We start from the raw sequence: 18618 nt of genomic DNA on the forward strand, positions 1-18618 counted from the left end.
TGATTCCGACCATTCCTTTTCAGCTGACCGCTTTGCCGAAGCTTCCACCGGAAGGGACGATTGCCGGTCTCCTCAGTACAGCCCCCTGCCCTCCTCCAGCGTGGTCGCCGCGAGCCGCGCGAGGCCCGTGGCCCCGCAGCTCCTGGCGAGCGTGAGGCCGCGGTCGAGTTCCTTGCGGGAACGCGTGACGAGCCCGTACTCGACGCGGGCACGGGCGTGCTCGTAGGAGCAGGGCGAGTGTTCGAGGTAGGTGACGGCGCGGGCGAGGAGCGAGGCCGCGTGCTGCCCCTCGCTCACCGCGGCGGCCTGGCGCAGCGATTCACCGACCGCCGTGTCGGTGCCGAAGCGCTCGGCGGACGCCCGCGCGGTGGCGACGAGCGCGGCGGCCCGGTCCGGGTCGTCGGGCGCGACGGCGAGGGCGAGTTCGCCGTGCACCGGGGCGAGCACCGTGTTGTGCCAGCCGCGCGCGTTGAGCGAGAGGAGCCCGGCCTCCAGTTCGTCGACCGCCTCCTTGCGGCGCCCGAGCGCGAGCAGCAACCGGCCCCGTACCGCCGCGGCGTCGGGCAGCACGATGACGTCGGGGTAGGGCGGGCGGAACGCGTATCGCTCCATCAGCTCCTCGGCCTCGCGCACCTCGCCCTGGGCGAGCAGGGTGTCCGCGAGCATGCACACGATGTCCCAGTGCAGCGGCATCCGCGAACCCACCCGGTCCGCGACCCGCAGCGCCTCCTTGAGCATCCCCCGCGCGTCGCGCAGCTGCCCGCGCCGCCGCTTCACGTAGCCGACGAACGCCTGCGCCACACCGAGGTGGTTACCGCTCCAGCCCTGGCGCCGGTAGACGTCGAGTGCCTCGGTGAAGAGGCTCGATGCACGGTCGAGCCGGTCCGAGAAGATGTACGCGCCGCCGAGCATGACGAGCAGCTCGAAGCTCCACTCGGTGTCGGTCCAGCCGAGTCCGGGCGGGAGCTGGCCGTTGACGAGGGCGCGGTCGCACAGCTCCACCGCGTGCTCCGCGTTCTCGCCGCGCGCCATGACGTCGAAGGCGCGCAGGATGAGCAGGGCCCGCTCGGAGGTGTCGCGCCCGGTGAGCGGATCGGCGAGCGCGGCGAGCCGCGCGGAGCGCCCCTCCGCGTTGCTCTCGCGTGCGTAGATGCCCTCCCACATGAAGTGCATGCCCTGGAGCCGCATGCGCTCGGGACTCTCGTCGAGCAGGAGCGCCTCGCGGTCCACGACGTCGACGGCCTCGCGCAAGCGGTCGAGGTGGACGAGCGCCTGCGAGAGGCGGCAGACGGCGTCGATCCTGTCCTTGCCCCGCAGCCCGTCGGGCAGTTCGAGCGCCGCGCGCAGGTGCCGCACGGTGCTCCCCAGGTCGGTGAGGAGCGTCGCGCAGCCCAGCTCGTAACTGACCTGCGCGTGCGCCCCCGGCGCGGGCGGTTCGATCAGCGCGCGCTCCAGACAGAGCCTGGCCGCCTCGGGGGCGCCGACGGCGAGGTGCTCGCGCGCCGCGGCGCGCAGGCGTGCCACGACGTGCGGGTCGTCGTCGGGGACGAGCTGGAGCAGGTGGCGGGACGCGGCCGCGGGACCGCGCCCCGACTCCATGACGAGATCGGCGGCGCGCCCGTGCAGGGCCGTGCGGTAGGAGGGGCTCATCGACTCGTGGACGGCCGTGGCGATGAGCGGGTGGACGAACTGGAGGTCGTCGTCCGGGCCGGTCAGGACGCGCGCCGCGCGGAGCCTGGCGAGCTGTGCCGCCGCCTCGTCGAGCGGCATGTCGCTGAGCAGCGCGGCGAGCGGGAGCGTGATGTCGGTGCCGAGCACGGCGGCGGACCGGGCGAGCTTCAGAGCCTCGGCGCCGAGCGCCTCGATCCGCTCGACCAGGCCGACGCCGCGCGAGGCGGCGTTGAGGCCGCGCAACCGTTCGGCCTCGGACTCGACGGCCCGCACGCCGTTCTCGCGCGCCTTGCTGAGCAGTTCGATGGTGTCGTACGGGTTCCCCCCGGTCACCGCCCACACCTCGCGCCAGAAACCGTCCTCCGCGAGCGAGCCGAAGGCCGCGCGGGTCAGCTCGGCGACGGCGCGCGGGCCGAACTCCTGGAGCGCGACCCCGGCCGGGCGCGCCTGGTCCACGAGGCTCTTGAGGTAGTGGGCCGTGCGCCCCGTCGCCTCGTTCTCGCGCAGCGCCACGACGAGCAGCACCTTCGTCGAGTCGAGCGTCTTGGCGAAGGCCGCGAGCCAGTCGAGGGTCTCGGGATCGGCCCAGTGCACGTCGTCGACGAGGATGACGACGGGCCAGTCGGCCTCGACGAGCCGTTTGACGACGGAGACGAGCGAGTCGATGACGCCGCGCGGGTCGGCGGTGCGCCCGCCCGGGTCCGCTATGCCCAGCGCGGGGCCCACGACGTCGTAGCGCACGCCGAGGTAGGCGCGGGCCTCCTCGGGTGTCATCGCGAGCAGGCTGTGCTGGAGCAACTGCCGTACGAGGTTGAAGGGCACCGAGGCGACCGTCTGCCCGCCGCGCGCGCTCCACACCGCGGCCCGCGCGGTGGCCCGCCGGCGCACCTCCTGGAGCAGCCGGGTCTTGCCGATACCGGCTTCGCCGCTGAAGACGAGGAGGCTGCCGCCGCCCTCGCGGTCCTCGCAGAGCCGCTCGATCGCCTCGTCCACGAGGCGCAGTTCCCGCTCGCGCTCCCACAGCGCCTCGTCGCCGTACGAGGTGCCCTCGCCGGTCGCGGGCACCTCGCCGTACCGGGAGTCGCCGTGGTCGTGAGCGCCCCGCCGCGCGTTCGCCGTCATCCTGCCCGCTCCCCTGCCCGTCCGCCGTTGCCAGGACCGGGAGTTGGTCGGCAGTTCGGCCGCCGGGCCCGGTCCGCACGGAGGCGAGCCTAACCGCAGGGCCCGAATATGACACGGATTCAGGCGGCTTCGGGCCCCGGCCGCTATCATGCCCGCCTCTCATCCGATTTTCAGCACCACGGCCTAGGGTGAGCGGCATGACCCCACAGACTCCTCCCGGCTGGTACCCCGACCCCGGGCACTCGGGCGAGGGCCCACGCGGCGAGCGCTGGTGGGACGGCACGGCGTGGACCGAAGGGACCCGGCAGGCCGCGCCCGCGCAGCCCCCGGGCACCGCCCCCGCCACCGCGGGCATACCCGCCGACGCGCCGTCCGAGAGCCCGGACGCGCGCGGCCCAAACCCCGCGCAGGACCGGGCCGCGCAGGACCGGGCCGCGCAGGACCCCGCCGCGCAGGACCCCGCCGCGCGGCCCCCGTACGCCGCGCAGCCTCCGTACGGCCCCCAGCCCCCGTACCCGCCGACCGCCCCTTACGGTGCGACCGCCCCCTACGGCGCGAGCGGTCCGTACGGCGCGCCGGGGGTGGCCGGCCCGTACGGCGGCCACGGCCCGTACGGGATGCCGCCGGCGCCGCGGCGCAAGCGGGGGCGGTGGATCGCGGGGATCTCGGTCGGCGTCGTGCTGCTCGCCGTGCTCGGCGTCGGGAGCTGGGCGCTCGTCGCCGGTGACGACGGTGACGACGCGAAGAGCCCGGCCGCCTCCGCGCCCCGCGAGCCCGGCGCGCCGCGCGGCGAGAACCCGTCCACCTCGCCGCGCCAGCGCGGTGAGGGCGGCGGGGGCGACGAGGGGAGCGGCGGAGGCGGGACGGTGCGTTCGGGCACGGTGCCCGACCTCGTCAACGGCCTGCGCCTCCCCGTGCCGAAGGGCTGGGAGGGCCAGAGCCTCACCACGGGCGCCTCCGTCAACGCCGGTTCCTACGCCTGCCCGGTACCCGACCCCGCCGCGGGCGACGAGGACAGCTGTGTGCACGGCGGCGTCCAGTCGGTGCCCGCCGTCGCCCTCGGCATCACCGCGAAGACCCCTGAGGAGATCGCGAAGGCCGACATCGCGAAGAACGCCGAGGACTCCTACGGCGGCGGCGCGTACGGGAAGATCACCTCGCACAGCGTGGACGCGGCGAAGACGGTGCGGATCGCGGGCAGCGAGGGCTACCTCGTCCGCTGGAAGGTCGTCACGAGCAAGGGCCCCGACGGCTATGCCGAGACCGTCGCCTTCCCCTCCCCCACCACGAAGCAGATGGTCGTCCTGCGCGTCGGGCTCGACATCAGCGACGACGCGCCGAAGCTCTCGGTGCTCGACGGGTTGCTCGACGGGATCAAGGCGGGCGAGGCCGCGACGTCGGGCGGCGGCACGGGCCAGAACGCCTGACGCGCGGGCGCCGGGCACGCCTCGGGCGCGAGGGGCGTGCCCGGCGGCCGTGACACGAGGAAAAGGGCCCGGTGTCCCTTCCCACCGCTCATAGGGAAGGGACACCGGGCCCGGGTGCGCCGCCCCCGTCCCCACGGTGCGGCGCGGGCGCGTCGTCGTCCATCATCCGCCGGTACGACGACCGCCGGTCTCTAGGGGCTCTCGCCCGTTTCCCGCGCTCCCGCCGCCTCCGGGGCCTCCAGACCGAGGACGGGCAACAGCACCGCACGCACGAAACGCTCCATGTAGGGGGTGTCCGCGTGCTTGCCCTCGATGAAGGCCCGCATCCGTGTCACCCCGATGAGCTGGGAGGCGACGTACGGGCGGGCGGGGTGGTCGGCGCGCAGTTCCCCGCGCGCGACACCGCGGTCGAGCATGGCGCCGATCGCCGCGATCTCGGGGTCCACGAGCGTCTCGCGCAGGACCTTCTTCAGGTCCGGGTCGTGGAGCGCCGCCTGGGCCATCGCCTGGACGAGCAGCGTGTCGCCGAAGCCGCCGCTCCCCGCCGCGCGCGCCGCGGCGAGCAGGTCGCCCGACAGGCTCCCGGTGTCGATCCCGCTGAAGGGCTCCTTGCTGTGGGCGCGCAGCGCGGCGGCGACGAACTGCTGCTTGGTGCGCCACTGCCGGTAGAGCGTGGACTTGCTGCACCGGGTGCGCAGCGCGATGCCCTCCATCGTCAGCGCGTCGTAGCCGCAGCGCCTGATCTGGTCGAGCACCGCCTCGTAGAACTCCCGCTCGCGCTCGGGCGTGAGCTTGGAACGGCGCGAGGCGGCAGGGTTCTCGTCGGTGACTTCGGCGGCTTCGGCGGTCATCGCGCTCTCCTCGTCCTCCGGCGGCGGTCCATGGCTCCACGGCGGTTCGCGGCGGTCGTGCCGCAAAACGAGCGGCCTATTCGCTCGTCCGGTACGCCAGTGTACCGGTACGCTGGCGTATCGATACGTCGCAGTACCGGTACGCCGGTGTACCGATACGAAAGTGTACCGATACGACTTCGTACCGGTACACTGGCGTACCGCTGGGCTCCAGGGGTCACCCCTGCCCCCACCGCACCACCAAGTCGTCACGTCAAAGGGGCCCCGGGCATGAGTACCGCCCGTTCCAGGTCCGCGACACGGGAGCCGGACGCCACTGCCCGACCACCCCTCGTCCGCGAACTGCTGCTCGTCGTCGGACTCTTCCTCATATACAAACTGGGGCGGAAGCTGGCGAACGGTCACATTTCGGAGGCGTACCGTAACGCGGATCACATATGGGATCTGGAACGGTATCTCCGCCTGCCGAGCGAGACGGACATACAGGGGCTGCTGCTGCACAGCGACAGCCTCGTGCACCTCGCCAACACCTATTACGCGACCGTGCACTTCCCCCTCACGCTCGCCTTCCTCGTCTGGCTCTACTGGAAGAAGCCCGCGCACTACGTGTGGTCGCGCCGCGTCCTCGCGGTCGTGACCGGCATCGCGCTCGCCGGGCACCTGCTGTTCCCGCTCGCGCCCCCTCGGATGCTCGCCGCGACCCACCTCATGGACACCGGGCTCGTCTACGGGCCCACGGTCTACGGCTCGACCCCGCAGACCGACTCGGTCTCCAACCAGTTCGCCGCGATGCCCTCGCTGCACTTCGGCTGGGCCCTCATGGTCGCTATCGGCTTCATCGCCGCGGGGCGGCACCGGGCCCGCTGGCTGTGGCTGCTGCACCCCGCGACCACGCTCCTGGTGATCGTCGGCACCGCCAACCACTACTGGATGGACGTGCTCGTCGTCTCCGCCCTCCTCGGCATCGCACTCCTCGTCGTCCCGCGCCCTTCGGCCCGCCTCTCGCGCCCCCGCCCCGTTCCCCGCCCGCCCCTGCGCCGGCTCCTCCCGCACGGTGCGAGTCGATGACCGCCACCCTCCTCGCGGTCGCGCTCTCCCTGGTCTCGGCCGTCGCCTACGCGGCGGCGGCCGTCGCTCAGGAGCGCCTCGCGGCGCGCACCGCCGCGCAGGGCCACGGCGGCGGCCTGCGCCTGCTCGCGAACAGCGCGTGGTGGGCCGCTGTCGGGCTCAACGCGGGCGGCGCGCTGCTGCACGTCGCCGCGCTGCGCTTCGGGACCCTCACCCTCGTCCAGCCGCTGGGCGCGCTGACCCTCGTCGCCGCGGTCCCGCTCGGCGCGCACCGCGCGGGACGGCGGGTGGCGCGCCGCGAGTGGCAGGGCACCGTGCTCACCCTCGTCGGCCTCGCCGCCCTGCTGCTCACGGCCTCCGGCCCCGCCCCCGACGACGCGCTCTCGCTCCCCGAGGCCCTCCTCGTCGCGGGCGCGACCTCCACGCTCCTCGCCCTCCTCGCCCGCCCGGGCGGGCGCCCGGGCCTGCGCCACGCGACGGCCTCCGGCCTCGCCTCGGGCATCGCCTCGGCCCTGACCCAGACCCTCACCGTCTCGGCGGGCGGCCCGCACCTGCCGCTGTGGCAGGCCGGGATCGTCGCACTGCTCGTCGCGTCCTTCGCCGCGGGCGGGCTGCTCCTCGCCCAGACCGCCTACCGGGGCGGGCTCGGCGCCCCGCTCGCCGTCCTCACGCTCGCGAACCCGGTCGCGGCGGCGGTCGTCGGCCTCAGCCTCCTCGGCGAGCACCTGCGCGGCGGCGCCCCCGGTCTCGGCCTCACGCTCGGCGGAGCGCTCGTCGCGGCGTGCGGCGTCGTCCTCCTGAGCCGCGCCTCCGCGCGGCAGCAGGGCGCCTCGACCGTCGTAGGCGGCTCCGCCTCCGTACCACCGCCGCGGGAGAAGGCCCCGCCGCGCCAAGTGATCCCCTCCCCGCTCCCCGGGGAGCTGGCCCCGCTCCCGCTCGCCCGGGAGACGACCCCCCTACCGCCGCCCCTGCCCCGCCCGGCGGACGAACCCGCCCACGCGCACGGCGGCAGGGGCCCGCGCGCGGCGTAGACGCCGCGCGGCCCCGCTCCCGCGCGGCCCCGCCGCTGGCCCGCCCGGTGGACTCCCCGGCCCCGGCACCCGGCCGCGGCCGCCCCCGCGCGGCATAGTGCGGCGGAGCCCGGCGCGGGACCGGGTCCGAGGGGAGCCGCCGTCTTGCCGCACGAGCCGACGCACGGTCCCCCCGGGGACGAGAACGGGAACGGCCAGGGGCCCGGGGCGCACGCGGGGCGCGATCCCTCGGCGCGCTTCCGGCGCAGCGACACCTCGCGCCTCGAAGCGATCAGCGACGGCGTCTTCGCGGTCGCCCTCACCCTCCTCGTCCTGGAGCTGAACGACCCGCCGCACCACGACGGCGGCCTCGCGCACTCCCTCCTCCACCAGTGGCCCGCCTACATCGGCTACGTCGCCTCCTTCAGTTATGTCGGCGTGATCTGGCTCAACCACCACCAGGCGTTCGCGCGCATCCGCAGCGTGGACCGCGCGCTCTCGGGCTGGAACCTCGCGCTCGTCGGCATCACCTCGGCGCTCGCCTTCCCCACCTCGGTCGTCTCGGAGACGCTCAGCGAGTCGGTGACCGGGCGCGACGCGCGCACCGCCGTGGCCCTGTACGCGCTCGTCGCCGCCCTCATGTGCACGGCGTGGCTCGTCCTCTACCGCTTCCTGCTCGGCCGCCCCGAGCTGATGGAACCGCACGTCGAACCCGGCTACCTGCGGCACGGCGTGACGCGCTCGGCGGTCGGGGTCGTCGCCTACGTACTCGCCGGGCTGCTCGGCGTCCTCGTGACACCGCTCCTGGCGCTCGGTGTCTTCGTGGCCCTGCCGGTCTTCTACTTCCTCACGACCGAGGGGATGCCGAAACGGGGCCCGGCGGGCTGAGCGGGGCTTGTTAGGCTGCGCGGGCACGTATCCGTACGGAGGTTGTGAGAGTGGCGGCGGGAGACGACGACATCTCCGGATGAGTCCGGAGCCCCGGGCCACCGGCGGCGCAGGGTGCGCCGGGCCGGGTGGCCCCCTCGTCGTGCCCGTCCGCCGTCCCCCTTCCTCCTTGGTGGTTCTCCCCATGCCCTCCCCCGCTCCCGTCCTGCGTGCCCAGGACCTCGTGCAGGTACTCGGCGGCCGTCGTGTCCTCGACGGCGTCTCGCTCACCGTCGCTCCCGGCCGCCGCCTCGGCGTCATCGGCGAGAACGGGGCGGGCAAATCGACCCTGCTGCGCCTCCTCGCCGGCGCCGACCACGCCGTCTCCGGCACCATGGAGCGCCCCGCCGACCTCGGCTTCCTCCACCAGGAACTGCCGTTCTCCGCCCGCGAGACGATCACGGACGTCGTCGAAGCCGCCTTGCGCGAAGCCCGCGCGGACCTCGCCGCGCTCGACCGGCTCGGCTCGGAACTCGCGGGGACGGCCGAGGAGAGCCCCGCGTACGCGGAGCTGCTCGGCGCGTACGAGCGGACCCTCGCCCGCGCGCAGGCCCGCGAGGTGTGGGACGCCGACCGCCGCGCGGCGCGGGCGCTCGAAGGTCTCGGCCTCGGCGGGTTCGCCCGTACCCGCACGCTCGGCTCCCTCTCCGGCGGCCAGCGCGGCCGGCTCGCCCTCGCCGCGCTCCTCGTGCGCCGCCCCACCGCCCTGCTCCTCGACGAGCCGACGAACCACCTGGACGACGCGGCGGCGGCCTTCCTGGAGGAGCGCCTGCGCGAACTGCCCGGCGCGGTCGTCCTCGCGAGCCACGACCGCGCCTTCCTCGACGCGGTCTGCACGGACCTCCTCGACCTCGACCCGGCCGTGGGCGGACCCGTCCGGCACGGCGGTACGTACACGGAGTACCGCGCGGTGCGGGCCGCCGCGCGCGCCCGCTGGGAGGAGCGGTACGCGGCGGAGCAGGAGGAGGTGGAGCGGCTGCGCGAGCGGGCCGGGGTCTCCGCGCACCGCGTCGCGCCGAACCGCTGGCGCTCCGACAACGAGAAGATGGGCTACGGGCGCAGGGGCAACCGCGTCGAGCACCAGGTCTCGCGCCGGGTGCGCGACGCGCACCGCCGCCTCGCGGAGCTGGAGCGCACCCGGGTCCCCGCTCCCCCGCCGCCGCTGCGCTTCAGGCCCGCGCGCGGCCTCGCCCTCGCGCCCGGGCCGGACGGCCCGCTGCTCGCCCTGCGCGACATCCGCGTCCCCGGCAGGCTCGCGCTCGACCGGCTCGACGTGGCACCCGGCGGCCGCCTGCTCGTCTCGGGCCCGAACGGCGCGGGCAAGTCCACGCTCCTCGCGGTCCTCGCCGGCTACCTGGAGCACGAGGGCACGGCCGAGGCCGCCGAGGGGCTCACCGTGGGCCTCCTGCCGCAGGACACGGTCTTCGCCGAGGCGGAGCGCACGGCGGCGGAGTTCTGGGCACGGCGCCTGGGCGCCGAGCGCGCGGAACGCGTCCCGCTCACGGCGCTCGGCCTCTTCGCGGCGCCCGACCTGGACACCCCGGTCGGACGCCTCTCGGCAGGTCAGCGCCGCCGTCTGGCCCTCGCCCTCCTCGTCGCGAACCCGCCGGGCCTGCTGCTCCTCGACGAGCCGACCAACCACCTCTCCCCCGCCCTGTGCGACGAGCTGGAGGAAGCGCTCGGCCCCGGCCCGGGCGCGATCGTCCTCGCGAGCCACGACCGCTGGCTCCGCCGCCGCTGGGCGGGCGAGGAGCTGCGGCTGACGGCCGGGGGGTGAGCGAGGGGGCGGGCCATGTCGCCGTGGTTGTACAGGCAGAACTTCACGCCCCGGCGGCGGGCGGCCCGGCCCGCGTCGCGAGCGGGCCCGCACACGCGAAAGGCCCCTCCGGGATCTCTCCCGGAGGGGCCTCGCTCTGTGTCCGAGGGGGGACTTGAACCCCCACGCCCGATAAAGGGCACTAGCACCTCAAGCTAGCGCGTCTGCCATTCCGCCACCCGGACAAGGTGTCTGTCGTTCTTCCGGCGTTTCCCCCGGCGACATGGACAACTCTACCAGGTCTCCGGGGTGCTCTTCACCTCCATAAGGCGTGGTCAGGCGGGGTGGCCGGGGCGGCCTGGCGGTCGCCCCGGCCGCAGGTCAGCGGTGCTTCTTCTCGCGCAGGGAGTGGAGGTGGGCGGAGGACTTCTGGGCGAAGAGGAAGGAGTCCACCGGGTTGTCGTGCTCGACCTGCCAGTGGTGCTCCCGGCGGGCGTCGCGGGTGCGGTGGTTCACGGCGGTGAGGAAGCTCAGGTAGTCGATGTCCCCGTCACCGACGTCCGTCATGTCGTAACCGTCGGCGGCCAGCTCGTCGTGCGTGCCGTCCTTCACGTGGAAGAGCGGGTAGCGGTGGGGCTGCTTGAGGACGTAGTCGAGCGGCTCGAAGGGGGCGGGCCTGCCGTCGGGGGTCTTCGAGAAGCGGAACTGGCCGGTGTAGGCCCAGTAGATGTCCATCTCCAGGAAGACGAGGTCGGGGTCGGTCTCGGCGAGCAGCACGTCGTAGAGGCGCACGTGCGGCTGGTCGGAGGCGAAGCGGAACTCGTCGCCGTGGTTGTGCTGGTAGAACTTCATGCCGCGGCGGCGGGCGGCGGCGCCGTACTTGTTGAAGTCGGCGGCGGCCCGCTTCCAGGCGTCGACGGTGTCGCCGTAGCGGAAGGGGCCCGAGGCGGTGCCGATGTGGGGCAGGCCGAGGGTCTGGGCGTCGTCGAGGACCTTCTCCAGGTTCTGGGCGAAGGAGTACGCGTCCGGGTTGTTGTCGTCGTAGTAGTTGACGTGGCTGCCGATGCCCTTGAGGCCGTGGTCGCGGGCGAGGCGGGCGAGCTGGGGCAGGGTGAGGGAGCCGGTGCCCTGGGTGTAGCCCGCGTACTCGACCTCGTCGTAGCCGAAGCGCTCCAGTGCGTCGAAGACCTTGGCGAAGCCGAGCGAGGCGACCTTGTCGCGCAGCGAGTAGAGCTGGATGCCGAGCCGGTCCTTGGGCAGGGCGGGGACGCCTCCGCCGTGGCCGTGTCCGTGGTCGTGCCCGTGTCCGTTGCCGTGGCCGCCGCCGTGCGCGGCGGCCTGCCCGGCGCCCAGGCCGAGGAGGGCCGCGGCGCCGAGACCGGCGCCGACGCCGAGCATTCCTCTTCTGCTGAGGCGGGCGGAGAGTTCCTCGTCCACTGTCTTCTTGCGGCTCATGCGTGGGCTCCCTGGAAGGAAGAAGGGGTGCGGTGGTGGTGCGGTGGCGCCGGAGGGGGCGGGGTCAGGACCCGTCCAGACCGGCGAGTCTGAGGAGGAGCGGCTTGACGTCGGTCGCCGCGAGGCGCCCGGTGGCCGCCGCAGGGTCGGAGCTGAGCAGGACCGGGCCCTCGTCGTCGTTCTCGGGCAGCCGTCCATGGCTCCCCTGGACGGGCGCGGCGTCGAGCGGGACGACGGCCATGCGGTAGCGCATGCCGAGCTTCTTGCGCGCGAGGGCGCCGGCCGCCTTGAGGCGGACGTAGGGGTCCTCGGGGTCCATGAAGAGTTCGACGGGGTCGTAGCCGGGCTTGCGGTGGATCTCCACGAGCTGGGCGAAGTCCGGGGCGCGCGCCTCGTCGAGCCAGTAGTAGTACGTGAACCAGTGCCCCGGCGCCGCGACGGCGACGAGTTCGCCCGCGCGGGCGTGGTCGATCCCGTGCGCCTTCTTGCCCTCGTCGTCAAGGAGTTCACCGATGCCGTCGACCCCGGCGAGGGCCGCGCGGGTCGCGTCCAGGTCCTCGGGCCTGCGGACGTAGACGTGGGCGATCTGGTGGTCCGCGACGGCGAAGGCCCGCGAGGCCATGGGGTCGAGGTACTCCATGCCGTCCTGCGTGTGCACCTCCAGGAGCCCGGCCTCGCGCAGGGCACGGTTGAGGTGCACGGGCTGGTCGGCCTTGGTGATGCCGTACTCGGAGAGGACGACGACGGTGCGGCCCTCGCGGCGGGCGTCCTCGATCAACGGGGCCAGCGCGATGTCGAGTTCGGCGGCGGCGGCGTGGGAACGCGGGTCGTCGGGGCCGAAGCGCTGGAGGTCGTAGTCGAGGTGGGGGACGTAGGCGAGGGCGAGGTCCGGCTTGCGGGTGGCGAGGAGGTGGCGCGTCGCGCCGATGATCCAGCGCGAGGAGTCGAGGTTGGCGCCGGGGCCCCAGAACTGGAAGAGGGGGAACGTGCCGAGTTTCTCGGTCAGTTCGTCGTGGAGGTCCGGGGGCCGGGTGTAGCAGTCGGGTTCCTTGCGGCCGTCGGCGTAGTAGACGGGGCGCGGGGTGACCGTCCAGTCGGTGTCGGCGCCCATCGCGTACCACCAGCAGATGTTGGCGACGGTGTAGCCGGGGTGGGCGCGGCGCGCGGCGTCCCACAGCTTGTCGCCCGCGACGAGGCCGTTGTGCTGGCGCCACAGCAGGACGTCGCCGAGTTCGCGGAAGTACCAGCCGTTGCCGACGATGCCGTGCTCGGCGGGGAGGGTGCCGGTGAGGAAGGTGGACTGGGCCGCGCAGGTGACGGCGGGCAGGACGGTGCCGAGCGGGGCGCGGCTCCCCGAGTCGCCGAGCGCGGCGAGGCGGGGCATGTGGGCGAGGAGGCGGGGGGTGAGGCCTACGACGTCGAGGACGAGGAGGGGTGTGGGCGTCTTCGCGGCGGCTCGGGTGTCGGTCGGTGCGCTGGTCACGGCAGCTCCTTGAGGCCCAGTTCCGTCAACAGGTCGCGGGCGAGGACGAGTTCCCGCGCGATACCGTCCGCGAGCTGGGCGCGGCTGCGGGGGCGCTGGCCCTCGGGCAGGGCCTGCCAGGTGTACGTCTCGACCTCCAGGTGGCGGGTGCGCGGGTGCGCTCCGCCGACGAGGGTGCGCAGGCTGTCGCGCAGCACGTCGAGGGTGGAGGTGAGGGGCGGGGCCGGCGGGGCGTGGAGGGGGACGTGGAAGTGGGCGCGCCAGGGCCGGGCGGCGGGGAGGCGGTCGTCGCCGAGGGCCTCGGCGAGGTCGTCGGTGCCGCGCAGCCCGGCGGGGGTGAGGGTGCGCGTCTGGTGGAGGAAGCGGGGCTCGGCGAAGGCGCCGAGGGCTTCGCGCACTTCGGGGCGGTCGGGGTGCTCGGCGTGCAGTGCCGCGCTGAGCTGGGTCTTGACGACGGGGACTCCCGCGGCTTCGAGCGCGTCGAGCGCGGTCGCGGGGTCCTCGAAGGAGGTGGCGAGGTGGCAGGTGTCGACGCAGATGCCGATGCGGTCGCGGGCGATCTCGGTGAGCGGGGCGATCGCGTCGGCGGTGGTCTCGACGGTGCAGCCCGGCTCGGGTTCGAGGCCGACGCGCAGGGAGCGCCCGGTGGTCTCCTCCAGGGCGTCGAGGCGCTGGGCGAGGGTCGTGAGCGCGGTGCGCGCGGCGCGGGCGGCGTCCGCGTCGTAGGCGGTGCGCCAGGCGAGCGGGAGCGTCGAGATGGAGCCCTCGGGCATGTCCTCGGGGAGGAGTCCTGCGAGGAGGCGGGCGAGGTCGGTGGTGTGCTCCAGTCGCTGCGGGTCGGCCCAGTCCGGTTTGTAGACGCGGTACTTGACCTCGTCGGAGCCGAAGCCCCGGTAGGGGAAGCCGTTGAGCGTGACGACTTCGAGGCCGCGCGCGTCGAGGTCGGCGCGCAGGGCGCGGAGTGCGACGGGGTCGGTGATGAGGGACTTGGCGGCGTCGCGCGCGAGCCACAGGCCGATGCCGAGCCGGTCGCGGCCGAGGAGGCGGCGTACGGGCTCGCAGTGGTCGCGCAGTTGGGCGCGGACGCCTTCGAGGGTCTCGGCGGGGTGGACGTTGGTGCAGTAGGAGAGGTGCAGCACCGAGCCGTCCGGGTGGCGGAAGCGCACCTCACTCACCCCCGCGCAGGATGGAGTTGCCCTCGTGGAGCGCGGCGGGGGCCTCACGGTCGAGGTCGAGGCGGCCCGAGAGCCCGTAGAAGGCGACGGGGTTGCGCCACAGCACCTGGTCGACGTCGTCCTCGGTGAATCCGGCCGCGAGCATCGCCTCGCCCGTGGTCCGGGTAAGCAACGGGTCGCTCCTGCCCCAGTCCGCCGCGGAGTTCACGAGGACCTTGTCCGTCCCGTACTCCTTGAGGATCGCGACCATGCGGTGCGGGTCCATCTTGGTGTCGGGGTAGATGGAGAAGCCGGTCCAGGCGCCCGAGTCCTTAGCCTCCTTGACCGTGGTCTCGTTGAGGTGGTCGAGGAGGACGCGGTCGGCGGCGAGCGGGGACTCGCGGACGACGTCGATCGTGCGGCGCAGTCCGGCGAGCTTGTCGCGGTGCGGGGTGTGGACGAGGGCGGGGAGGCCGAACTCGTGGGCCAGCGTGAGCTGGTGGGCGAGGGCGTGGTCCTCGGCGGGGGTCATGGAGTCATAGCCGGTCTCTCCGACGGCGACGACGTGGTCCTTGAGGAGGTAGCGCGGGAGTTCGTCGAGCACGGGCGTGCAGCGCGGGTCCCCGGCCTCCTTGGGGTTGAGGGCGAGGGTGCAGTGGTGCGCGATGCCGTACTGCGCGGCGCGGAAGGGTTCCCAGCCGAGGAGGGCGTCGAAGTAGTCGTAGAAGCTCTCGGGGCTGGTCCGGGGTTGCCCGAGCCAGAAGGCGGGTTCCACGACGGCGCGGACTCCGGCGGCGTGCATCGCCTCGTAGTCGTCGGTGGTGCGCGAGGTCATGTGGATGTGGGGGTCGAAGATGCGCATCAGTTCTCCTCGCCTCGGGGGGCGCCTGCGGGAACGCCCTCGGGGGCGCCTTCGGTGGGGGCGGCGGCGTGTGCGAGCACCGTGCGCAGATCCTCGGGCACGGTGCGGCCGGCGGCGGTGCGTTCCGCCGCGAAGTCGCCCAGCATGCGGGCGAGTTCGGCGTCGCCGCGGGCGCGGGGCGCGAGGTCGTGCACGACGGCGACGGGGACGCCGGTGAAGAGGCACTTGAGGACGGCGTGGCGCCAGGCGTGCGCGTCGAGGTGCCGGGCGGCGTAGGGGCCGAGCGCGGCGGCGACGAGGTGCGTGTCGTTGGTGCGCAGGGCGTCCTCGACGAGGGGGAGCGCGGAGTCGTCGGGGACGAGGGTGTCGAGGACGGTGAGGACGGCGCGGCGTTCGGCGCCGGTGCCGTGCCGGTAGACGCGGGCGAGTGCGGCGGTGTCGGGGCGGGCCGCGCGCAGGAGCGCGGTGCGGGCCTCGTCGGCGCGCTCGGGGCCGCAGGCGCGTCCGGCCTCCGCGAGCCTGACCTCCCACAGCGGGAGTCCGCCGGGCCCGGTCGCCGCGGGGTCGGCGGCCTGGTCGAGTGCGGTGGCGAGCCAGGTGTCGGCGCTCATGCGGGGATACCTCCTTCGGCGGCTTCGGCAACTCCTGTGGCTCCTGCGGTCCCGGCGGCCGCGTCGCCCCCGGCGGCGCGGCGTGCGGCCTCGCGCAGGAAGGGCAGGGAGCGTGTGGCCTGGTCGGGTCCCGCGTGGGAGTGGCGGGGCAGTTCGACGACGGTGAGGCCCTGGTAGCCGGTGGCCGCGAGCGCGGCGAGCACGGGCGGGAAGTCGATCTCGCCGTCCCCGAACGGCAGGTGCTCGTGGACGCCCCTGCGCATGTCCTCGATCTGCACGTGCTTGAGCCAGGGCGCGGCCTCGGTGACGCACTCGGCGGGCGGCCTCGGTTCGAGGCACTGGCAGTGGCCGATGTCGAGCGTGAGGCCGAGCGGCGCCGGGTCACCGAGGAGGGCGCGCAGGCGGTGGAAGCCCGCGAGGTCGCCCACGAGGTGCCCGGGTTCGGGCTCGATCGCGAGCGGCACCCCGGTGGCCCCGGCCGCGTCGATTACGGGGGCGAGCGCGCCGAGCAGCCGGTCCCAGGCCGGTGCTTCGTCCTGTCCGGAAGGGAGCACGCCGCTGAAGCAGTGCACCGCGTGCGCCCCGAGGTCGGCCGCGACGCGCACGGCGGTCACGAGGAGCCCCGTACGCAGCGCGCGGCGCTCCGGGTCGGGGTCGAGGAGCGAGGGGCCGTGCTTGGTACGCGGGTCGAGGACGTAGCGGGCGCCGGTCTCGACGGTGACGGAGAGGTTCAGCTCGCCCAGGAGCTTCGCGATCTCGGCCGTGCGTGCGGCGAGGTCGGGGGCGAGCGGGTCGAGGTGCATGTGGTCGAGGGTGAGGCCGACGCCGTCGTAGCCGAGGTCGGCGAGGAGGCGCAGGGCCTCGGGCAGGCGCAGGTCGGTGAGGCCGTTGGTGCCGTAGCCGAATCGCAGGGCGCTCATGTGGGGTTCACCCGCCTGGAGAGGGCCTTCGCGAGGGGCGCGAGCGCGGTGGTCACGAGCGCCGCGCCGAGGGCCCCGGTACGGGCCGCGAGGGCGCCTTGCAGCGGGATCATGGCGCGGATGCCGCCGCCGACGGCGCGCCCGGTGAGCTGCGGGGACGGGTTGAGCGCCGCGTGCAGGAACGGGCGGCCCGCGCTCAGCGCGTACCCGGCGGCGAGCGCGGCGGCGAGGGTGGGACCCGGCGGGCCGGGGGCGGCTGCTGCCACCCGGCCCGCCGGGGGTGCGGGGGGTACGGGGCGCGTACGGGGAAGACGCCGCGCGAGCGCGCCGCGTACCAGCGCGCCCCCGAGCGCGGTGCTCGCCGCGAGTGCCGCGAGCGGGGCTCCCACCGAGCCGCCGCGCACCTCGTGGCGCGAGACGGCGGTGACGGCGGTGGTGTGCGCGGTGAGGGCGCCCGCCGCCGGGAGCGCGGCGCGGGTGCGGGCCCCGGGCTGGGCCGCCGCGCCGAGGAGCACGTCGAGTCCGCGCGCCGCGCCCATCGCGAGGGGGCCCCAGGGGGTGTGCTTGAGCCGCAGGTCGTAGGCCCAGACGGTGCCGGCGAGGGCGCCGGCGACGAGGAGCGCGGGGCCGCCCGCGCGGGCGGCGAGGGCGAGTCCGGCGACCGTGAGCGCGCTCGCGGCGAGGAGGGCGGCGGGCGCCGTGATCCGGCCGGAGGGCAGCGGGCGGTGCGGGCGTTCCGCGGCGTCCTCGGCCCGGTCGGCCCAGTCGTTGAGCGCCATGCCGGCCTCGTACAGGCACAGGGAGCAGCCGATGGCGAGCGCGGTCGTACGGGGCCGGGCCGCGCCGCTCGCGGCGGCGCCCGCGAGGGCGTCGCCGGGGACGGTGAACAGCGCGGAGACGCGCAGGAGTTCGGCCCAGGCGCCGAGCCGGGCCCGGGTGCCGGGCGCGGGCGCGGGGGGCGGGACGAGCGCGGGGGTCACCGGGTCTCCCCCAGCCGTCCGGCGAAGGCGAGGAGCGCCGTGTACTGCTCGGCGAGCGAGGAGGAGCCGCCGTCCGGGTCCTTGAAGAAGAAGCCGAGTTCGGGGCGCGGCCCGGTGAGCCCGGTCTCGTGCGCGCGGGCGAGGAGCCGGGCGAGGTCGAGGACGAGGGGCGCGGCGAGGGAGGAGTCGACGCCCTGCCAGATGGTCTGGAGGATCATGCGGGTGCCGAGGAAGCCGTCGAAGGCGATGTGGTCCCAGGCGGTCTTGAAGTCGCCCATGGCGGGGACGTCGTCGATGTGCACCTCGCCCTCGGGCGCCGCGCCGAGCGTGTCGGCGAGGACGCGTTCCTTGCCCGCGTTCTTCGCCGCCGCGGCGGCCGGGTCGGCGAGGGCCGCGCCGTCGCCGCCGCCGAGGAGGTTGCTCCCCGACCAGGCGCGTACGGCGAGGGCGCGCTGGTGGAACATCGGGGCGAGGACGGAGCGGAGCAGCGTCTGCCCGGTCTTGCCGTCGCGGCCCGCGTACGGGAGTGCGCTCGCCGCCGCGCTCGCGGCGAGCGCGGGGTGGTGGAGGCCGGTCGACGGGGTGAAGTTGACGTAGGGGCAGCCGGCGGCGAGCGCCGCGGCGGCGTAGAGCGAGCTGGCGGGCAGGCGCGTGTCGTCCCCGCCGGGCGCGGGCTCCGTGGAGGCGACATTGACGACGACGACGCGGGCGAGGTCGTGCCGGGCGCGGAAGCCGGTGAGGTCGGCGGCGAAGGCGGCGATCAGTTCCTCGTCGCTGCGGGTGTCGCCGGGTCCGGGGCCGCCGGGCCTGATCTCCGCGTCGGCCGCGGTGAGTTCGGCGGCGAGCGCGCTGGGCAGTCCGTGCGGGAGGACCCCGGCGGCGGCGAGTTGTTCGGCGCGCTTGGGCAGCGGGCACGCCGTGGTGTCGTGGCCGCCGAAGACGAGCGCGGAGAGCGGGGGAAGGCCCGCGTCGGCGAAGGCGGGGGTCTCGGTGACCATGCCTGTGGCCGGGTGGAGCCCGGCGGCGACGGCGGCGGCGCCGGTGACGGTGGTGGTGGCGACGGAGCCGCGGGCACCGATGAGCCAGATGCCGGTGCGGGCCCCTGCGGGGGTGGTGGGGGTCGTGGGGGCGGGGGTCGGTTCGGCGGACATGGGCAGCCTCCTGTCATACGAACCTGCGGGTGCGCCGGGATGGTGCGGCTCGGGGAGCGGTGGGGGGGGGGGCGGCGGGCCCCCCCCCCCCCCCGGCGGGGGGGGGGGGGGGGGCGCGCCCCCCCCCCGGCCCCCCCCCCCCCCCCCCACCGGCAAGGAGAAGTCTTAGT

General features: G+C 74.9%; 15 protein-coding genes and 1 tRNA gene. 5 read left to right on the top strand and 11 right to left on the bottom strand.

Going from position 1 to position 18618, the window contains the following annotated elements:
• Positions 1 to 72 precede the first annotated feature (72 nt).
• Positions 73 to 2793 (bottom strand): ATP-binding protein, encoded by a 2721-nt coding sequence (locus ACIP4O_RS23725; protein ID WP_401577266.1) that lies wholly within the window; start codon positions 2791 to 2793, stop codon positions 73 to 75.
• Between the two features lie 197 nt (positions 2794 to 2990).
• Between ACIP4O_RS23725 and ACIP4O_RS23730 the strand changes: the two genes are divergently transcribed.
• Positions 2991 to 4220: a DUF2510 domain-containing protein gene (locus tag ACIP4O_RS23730; RefSeq protein ID WP_401577267.1), complete on the top strand. Its 1230-nt coding sequence runs from the start codon at positions 2991 to 2993 to the stop codon at positions 4218 to 4220.
• Positions 4221 to 4411: 191 nt separating this feature from the next.
• Here ACIP4O_RS23730 and ACIP4O_RS23735 read toward each other — a convergent pair whose 3' ends face one another.
• Positions 4412 to 5071 (bottom strand): TetR/AcrR family transcriptional regulator, encoded by a 660-nt coding sequence (locus tag ACIP4O_RS23735; protein WP_361321204.1) that lies wholly within the window; start codon positions 5069 to 5071, stop codon positions 4412 to 4414.
• 270 nt (positions 5072 to 5341) lie between these two features.
• Here ACIP4O_RS23735 and ACIP4O_RS23740 point away from each other — a divergent pair, with 270 nt between their 5' ends.
• The 4 genes from ACIP4O_RS23740 to ACIP4O_RS23755 all read left to right on the top strand — a co-directional run bounded on the left by ACIP4O_RS23740 (position 5342) and on the right by ACIP4O_RS23755 (position 9853).
• Positions 5342 to 6139 (top strand): phosphatase PAP2 family protein, encoded by a 798-nt coding sequence (locus tag ACIP4O_RS23740; RefSeq protein WP_401577269.1) that lies wholly within the window; start codon positions 5342 to 5344, stop codon positions 6137 to 6139.
• Complete coding sequence (locus tag ACIP4O_RS23745; protein ID WP_401577271.1) at positions 6136 to 7170, top strand: DMT family transporter; 1035 nt, start codon at positions 6136 to 6138, stop codon at positions 7168 to 7170. The genes ACIP4O_RS23740 and ACIP4O_RS23745 overlap by 4 nt, the downstream gene beginning before the upstream one ends.
• Before the next feature lie 144 nt (positions 7171 to 7314).
• The gene (locus ACIP4O_RS23750) at positions 7315 to 8037 is read left to right on the top strand and encodes a TMEM175 family protein (protein WP_401577273.1); all 723 of its coding nucleotides are present in this window, start codon (positions 7315 to 7317) and stop codon (positions 8035 to 8037) included.
• 184 nt (positions 8038 to 8221) lie between these two features.
• Positions 8222 to 9853 (top strand): ABC-F family ATP-binding cassette domain-containing protein, encoded by a 1632-nt coding sequence (locus ACIP4O_RS23755; RefSeq protein WP_401577275.1) that lies wholly within the window; start codon positions 8222 to 8224, stop codon positions 9851 to 9853.
• A 139-nt stretch (positions 9854 to 9992) separates the two neighbouring features.
• Here the strand turns inward: ACIP4O_RS23755 and ACIP4O_RS23760 are convergent.
• The 9 genes from ACIP4O_RS23760 to ACIP4O_RS23800 form a co-directional block, all read right to left on the bottom strand.
• Positions 9993 to 10077, bottom strand: a tRNA-Leu gene (locus tag ACIP4O_RS23760).
• Positions 10078 to 10213: 136 nt separating this feature from the next.
• Positions 10214 to 11287, bottom strand: a complete 1074-nt coding sequence (locus tag ACIP4O_RS23765) for a sugar phosphate isomerase/epimerase family protein (protein ID WP_401577277.1) — start codon at positions 11285 to 11287, stop codon at positions 10214 to 10216.
• Between the two features lie 64 nt (positions 11288 to 11351).
• On the bottom strand, positions 11352 to 12770 hold the full coding sequence (locus tag ACIP4O_RS23770; RefSeq protein ID WP_401577278.1) for an alkaline phosphatase family protein: 1419 nt from the start codon (positions 12768 to 12770) through the stop codon (positions 11352 to 11354).
• A complete protein-coding gene (gene eboE, locus ACIP4O_RS23775) occupies positions 12767 to 13936 on the bottom strand; it encodes a metabolite traffic protein EboE (RefSeq protein ID WP_401577316.1) in 1170 nt (389 codons plus the stop codon). The genes ACIP4O_RS23770 and eboE overlap by 4 nt, the downstream gene beginning before the upstream one ends.
• 1 nt (position 13937) lies before the next feature.
• Complete coding sequence (locus ACIP4O_RS23780; protein WP_401577280.1) at positions 13938 to 14786, bottom strand: TatD family hydrolase; 849 nt, start codon at positions 14784 to 14786, stop codon at positions 13938 to 13940.
• Positions 14786 to 15397, bottom strand: a complete 612-nt coding sequence (locus ACIP4O_RS23785) for an EboA domain-containing protein (RefSeq protein WP_401577282.1) — start codon at positions 15395 to 15397, stop codon at positions 14786 to 14788. The genes ACIP4O_RS23780 and ACIP4O_RS23785 overlap by 1 nt, the downstream gene beginning before the upstream one ends.
• Entirely contained in the window at positions 15394 to 16317 is a 924-nt protein-coding gene (locus ACIP4O_RS23790) for a sugar phosphate isomerase/epimerase family protein (protein WP_401577284.1), read from the bottom strand. The genes ACIP4O_RS23785 and ACIP4O_RS23790 overlap by 4 nt, the downstream gene beginning before the upstream one ends.
• Positions 16314 to 17297 (bottom strand): SCO3242 family prenyltransferase, encoded by a 984-nt coding sequence (locus ACIP4O_RS23795; protein WP_401577285.1) that lies wholly within the window; start codon positions 17295 to 17297, stop codon positions 16314 to 16316. The genes ACIP4O_RS23790 and ACIP4O_RS23795 overlap by 4 nt, the downstream gene beginning before the upstream one ends.
• Entirely contained in the window at positions 17294 to 18448 is a 1155-nt protein-coding gene (locus ACIP4O_RS23800; RefSeq protein ID WP_401577286.1) for an inositol-3-phosphate synthase, read from the bottom strand. The genes ACIP4O_RS23795 and ACIP4O_RS23800 overlap by 4 nt, the downstream gene beginning before the upstream one ends.
• Between the last annotated feature and the right edge of the window lie 170 nt (positions 18449 to 18618).

The sequence above is a fragment of the Streptomyces sp. NPDC088923 genome, from assembly GCF_044749745.1.
Classification (GTDB): Bacteria; Actinomycetota; Actinomycetes; order Streptomycetales; family Streptomycetaceae; genus Streptomyces.